The organism is Methylorubrum podarium (assembly GCF_022179745.1).
In the GTDB taxonomy this organism is placed as follows: domain Bacteria; phylum Pseudomonadota; class Alphaproteobacteria; order Rhizobiales; family Beijerinckiaceae; genus Methylobacterium; species Methylobacterium podarium.
In genome coordinates, this window is sequence record NZ_BPRD01000583.1 from 1 (window position 1) to 4819 (window position 4819).

5 protein-coding genes are annotated in these 4819 nt (G+C 66.0%); 2 read left to right on the forward strand and 3 right to left on the reverse strand.

All coding sequences use genetic code 11. The features are described from left to right. Positions 1-363 (forward strand): response regulator (locus tag MFF42_RS23965; RefSeq protein ID WP_238258331.1); only part of this gene is annotated, 363 nt, incomplete at its 5' end. A 300-nt stretch (positions 364-663) separates the two neighbouring features. Here the strand turns inward: MFF42_RS23965 and MFF42_RS23970 are convergent. The 3 genes from MFF42_RS23970 to MFF42_RS23980 are packed head-to-tail and all read right to left on the reverse strand — an operon-like array spanning position 664 to position 3311. Continuing rightward, on the reverse strand, positions 664-1728 hold the full coding sequence (locus MFF42_RS23970) for an adenylate/guanylate cyclase domain-containing protein (RefSeq protein ID WP_238258333.1): 1065 nt from the start codon (positions 1726-1728) through the stop codon (positions 664-666). Between the two features lie 52 nt (positions 1729-1780). Then, positions 1781-2263: a cytochrome P460 family protein gene (locus MFF42_RS23975; protein WP_197711637.1), complete on the reverse strand. Its 483-nt coding sequence runs from the start codon at positions 2261-2263 to the stop codon at positions 1781-1783. A gap of 22 nt (positions 2264-2285) precedes the next feature. Then, a complete protein-coding gene (locus MFF42_RS23980) occupies positions 2286-3311 on the reverse strand; it encodes an alpha/beta fold hydrolase (RefSeq protein WP_238258334.1) in 1026 nt (341 codons plus the stop codon). Between the two features lie 376 nt (positions 3312-3687). Between MFF42_RS23980 and MFF42_RS23985 the strand changes: the two genes are divergently transcribed. Then, positions 3688-4819 (forward strand): ATP-binding cassette domain-containing protein (locus MFF42_RS23985; RefSeq protein ID WP_238258336.1); only part of this gene is annotated, 1132 nt, incomplete at its 3' end.

The following is a 4819-nucleotide window of genomic DNA, read 5'->3' on the forward strand; positions in this document are numbered from 1 at the left end:
CTCGTCGTCGAGGACGACGCTGATGTTCGCTCGACAGTTACCTCGACTTTCGAAGCGCTCGCATTCGAGGTGTTCAGTGCGCGGGACGTCGACGAGGCCCTCTGCCTCCTGCAAATAGAGTCGAACATTGCCCTCGTTTTCAGCGACGTCAATATGCCTGGCACGATGAACGGCATCGAGCTTGGGCACATCATCCGCCGACGATGGCCAGACATGCCAATATTGCTGTCGTCCGGCTATCTTCGAGAAGATCAGGACGCGAACGGCTTCTTGTTGCTACAGAAACCGTATCGCTCGACTGAATTGATCGAGGCCCTGGGTGGTCTACTCAGCAGTGCACATGGGACGATGCCACACGAATAAGAGTTGGAGATGTACTTCGTCCCGGTGACGGCCGACGCGACGAGCGTCATCCCGTGACCGGCTGGCTTTGAGCCGGGCTGATTGAGCGGCTGAGCCAGGACTGAAGGAGTCGACATGCAGCGAGGTCAGCAACGTGCCACTAGCAGACCTTCGCCCCAAGCCAGGAAGCGGACTTGGCGCGTAGGCTGTGCGAACGGTCGGACCATCATGATGGCGCCATAGTCAGAGACCGCGCCCACCGACTGGAGGAGTTATCGTAGGGATTTTTCCGGTCGACCGTTGCGAAATGAGGGGCTTGGGTCAGCCCGTTTCGGCACCGTGCCTCGCAGAGGCCTGCGACGTGGAACTCAGCCCGAAGCCATTGTGAACGGCTGTGATGCGAAGTGGCTCATGGCGTCCACGGACAGTACGCGAGCCCAGATCCTCGACGATGATGCCGCTTGGCAGCGTGCCGAGCCGATCAAGCAGGTCGCCCGAGATGAGGATCGAGACGCCGAGTTCCTTCGCGACAGATTCAAGACGGCTCGTGGTGTTCAGCGTGTCACCGAAATACGCAATCTTGTGTCGTTCGAGCCCGATTTCAGCGGTCACGACCGAGCCGCAGTGAAGTACGGCGCGGAAGCCCGGAACTTGGCCGAACTCTGCCACCCAGCGCTCGGCGTCGTCGGCGATCACCTGTGCGAAATCGAAAACGCACCGCAGACACGCTGCATCTCGCGTTCCTCGCTTCATCGTCCAGCTCACGAGGGCCATGTCACCGACATAATCGTCGATGGAGCCGCGCGCGCGGTGCACCGGCAAGGCGAGCGCGCTGAAAATCGCGCCAAGATAGCGCTGAGCCGCCAAGTCGCCGTGCTGCTCAGCGAAGCGAGTCGAGCCTGCAACGTCGAGGAAGAGGAAGATGCGCTCCTCGCTGATCGGTCGATGGTAGCGCCCGATCAGCAGGTTCGCGAAGACGCGGGGCCCGATCAGATCCCGGACGCGGAAGACGAAGGCCGACAAAGCGGAAATTCCGAGGGCGTAAGCGAGCCCAGCATCGGACATCAGCATTGCGACGTGCGGGTTCGGCATGTAGCCGAACGCGTGGTGCAGAATCGTACCGGCACCGGCATTCCCGGCCGCGATCATCGCGATGTAGGTGGCGAGCGTCGCCGCCACGAAGATGGGAGTCGCAGCACGTCGGATCAGGTCGCGCCAAGCCTGGAACAGCAGGCCACGCTCGTACAGGAGGACGGGCGCGCCGATAAAGGCGCCACGAATGCCGGAGACCAGCAGCTCGACATCGAAGATGAGACCGTAGAGCAGGCCCGCCAGCATTCCGATGACGGGTGCCACGATCCAGAAGCCGGCTCGGAACGGAGGCATGGGGCCATGGTATACCAAGCCGCCGGACTGGACACGTCCGGCGGTCGGAGCATCAGCGGGCATAGCGCGTGAAGACGTAGTCGCGGTCCTTCACGCGGGCCTCGTGACAGGCGAAGCAGGTCTGGTGCTGAGCCTCGTCGACCGGCTTGCCGTCGACGAAGCGTCCGAATCCCCACCCGCCCGTCTCCGCATAGCGTTTGGCGTCCTTCACCATCACCTGCACGGTGGTGGCCCGGCCCGGCACGGTGGCCGGCTCGAACTCGGGCGAGGGCACGTGTTGCCAAGCGAGCTTCACCAGGACCGTCCCATCGGGAAACGGCAGGGTACCGCTGGTGTAGGCCTTCACCGCGACGTCGTTGCCGACGACAGCGCGCAACTCGTTGAGCGGCTCCCCCTCCAGAGCAGGGGCGATGAGCTGCCAGGCCCGGTAACCGTCCGGGACGGTGACTCCGAAGATCGGCGAGGCCGGCTTGCCGGCTTCCTGAGCGGTCGCCGTGAGCGCGAGTCCCAGGGCGAGGGCGGCGGCTGGGATCAACAGACGCCGGCGCGGGCGGAGATCAGAAACCATCGACATCGATCACCGCCTGAGCGAAGGCCTGCGGTGCCTCTTGCGGGAGATTGTGCCCGATGCCACCGCTGATCAGGCGGTGCTCGTAGCGGCCCGTGAACTTCTTGGCATAGGTGGCGGGCTCGGGGTGCGGCGCCCCGTTCGCGTCGCCCTCCATGGTGATCGTCGGGACGGCAATGGTCGGGAAGGCCGCCAGTTTGCGCTCGGTCTCGTCGAAGCGGGCCTCACCCTGTGCGAGCTTCAGACGCCAGCGATAGTTGTGGATCGAGACCGCGACGTGGTCGGGGTTCTCGAAAGCCTGGGCGGAACGGGCGAAGGTTTCGTCGCTGAACTGCCATTTGGGTGAGGCAAGCTGCCAGATCAGCCGGGCGAAGTCCTTCGTGTAGCGCGCGTAACCCTCGCGGCCCCGCTCGGTCGCGAAGTAGAACTGGTACCACCATTGCAGCTCGGCTCTGGGCGGCAACGGCATCGCGTTCGCGGCTTGGCTGCCGATCAGGTAGCCGCTGACAGAGACCAAGCCCCTGCAGCGCTCGGGCCAGAGCGCAGCCAAGATGCAGGCGGTGCGCGCGCCCCAGTCGTAGCCCGCGACGAGCGCCGTCTCGATTTTCAGCGCGTTCAGGAACTCCAGCGCGTCGTTGGCGAGGGCGGCCTGTTGGCCGTTGCGCGGCGTCGCGTCCGAGAGGAAGCGCGTCGCACCGTAGCCGCGGAGGTACGGGATCAGGACGCGATAGCCCGCGGCGGCGAGGACCGGAGCCACGTCGACGTAGCTATGGATGTCGTAGGGCCAGCCGTGGAGGAGCAGGACCGGCTGCCCGCTCGCGGGCCCGGCCTCGACGTAGGCGACGTTCAGGTCGCTGGTGACGATCTGCTTCAAAGGCCCGAAGGACGCCGGCGAGGCCGCCGGACCGGCCGGCTGCGCGGCCACCGCTTCCGCCGCCATGGCCGGTCCCGCCACCAGGAGAGCGCCAGCGGTCTTCATCCAGTGCCGACGCGTCAAGTGACTCTGCTCGGGCATGTCATGATTCTCCTTGATGACGTTCACGCTGTGATGGTGCGGATGTCGCGATGGATGAGGACGCGGCGTGTCTCCTCTGTGTGCCTCGGGGCGGCCCAATGTGAGGATCTGTATGCCGGGCCGAGGCTCGATACAGAGGCTTACAAAGTGCTGGGTCGCGAGATGAGCGTATGCTCATGCGATGTTCCGCGGGCCTCGTCCCGGACTGTGGCGGATCCCGCCCTGTCGTCCCCGGCCGGCTCGGCGCCCGCGCGGAATGATGGACGCCTGGCCCCGGTCGAGGTTATTGAAGGGCCGCCGGATGGAGCCGCGACGCCGATGAGACTGTCCCTGACCGCAATGCCGAACCGCCTTGCCGCCAGGGATCTCTCAACGCATGCCAGCGCATCTCTCCCTTCTGAACATCACGTGGACCGCGCCTGACGGGCGCACCGTCCTCTCCGACATCAGCGCCAGCTTCGCGCAGGAGCGAACTGGCATCGTCGGCCGGAACGGCGCCGGGAAGAGCACATTCCTGAACCTCGTGGCCGGCCGCCTGAGGCCGACAAGCGGCAGCATCATCGTCGAGGGTACGGTGGCGTTGTTGCGCCAGTTCGCGAGCATCCCGCCTACCGAGACGGTTGCCGATCTCTTCGGTGCGACCGCCAAGCTGGCACTGCTGCGTCGCGCCGAGATCGGTGCTGCCACGGCCGACGAGCTCGCCGAGGCCGACTGGACTCTGGAGGAGCGCCTCACGGAGGCCCTGGACCGGATGGGTGTACCGGTGAGCCCCGCGACACGTCTGTGTTGCCTCTCCGGCGGGCAGCGCGCTCGCGCGGCACTCGCGGCGGCGATGTTTGCAGGACCGGATTTCCTGCTGCTCGACGAACCGACCAACGACCTGGATCGCGAAGGGCGGTCCGCCGTGTGCGCAGCTCTGCGGAACTGGCGCGGGGGGGCAATCGTGGTCAGCCACGACCGATCCTTGCTCGACGCCATGGACGCCATCGTGGAGCTCGGACCCTCCGGGGTGAGCCGCTATCCGGGGAACTTCGACGCGTATCTGGAGGCCAAGGCGGTTCGGATCGCTGCGGCCGAGCATGACCTCGCTGTGGCTGAGAAGCGAACGGCGGACCTTGCACGAAGGGCACAGGAGACCGTCGAGCGTCAGCAGCACCGCGATGCGGCCGGACATCGCCGGGGTGCCCGCGGCGTGCTTCCCCGGATCCTCGTCGGCGCCCGCCGAGACAACGCGGAGAAGACGGCAGGCGGCAGCGCACGCGCCGCGGAGCGACTGCGTGCCGAGGCTCACCAGAAGCTCGAGGACGCCCGCAGCCGGATCGAGGCCGTGAAGGCAGTCTCAGTCACGGTCCCGTCCTGCGGCCTCCATGCTGCGAAGTCGGTCGTGTCGATCGAGCGGGCGACCGTCGGCCATCGGCCGGGTCAGCCCATTCTGGAGGATGTGTCGCTTTCCGTGACCGGACCGGAGCGCATCGCGATCTCCGGGCGCAACGGGGCGGGGAAGTCGA

Bases quoted from the DNA above. Each gene is read 5' to 3' on its own strand.
- MFF42_RS23970 (WP_238258333.1), bottom strand. From the start codon at position 1,728: ATGCCTCCGTTCCGAGCCGGCTTCTGGATCGTGGCACCCGTCATCGGA.
- MFF42_RS23980 (WP_238258334.1), bottom strand. From the start codon at position 3,311: ATGCCCGAGCAGAGTCACTTGACGCGTCGGCACTGGATGAAGACCGCT.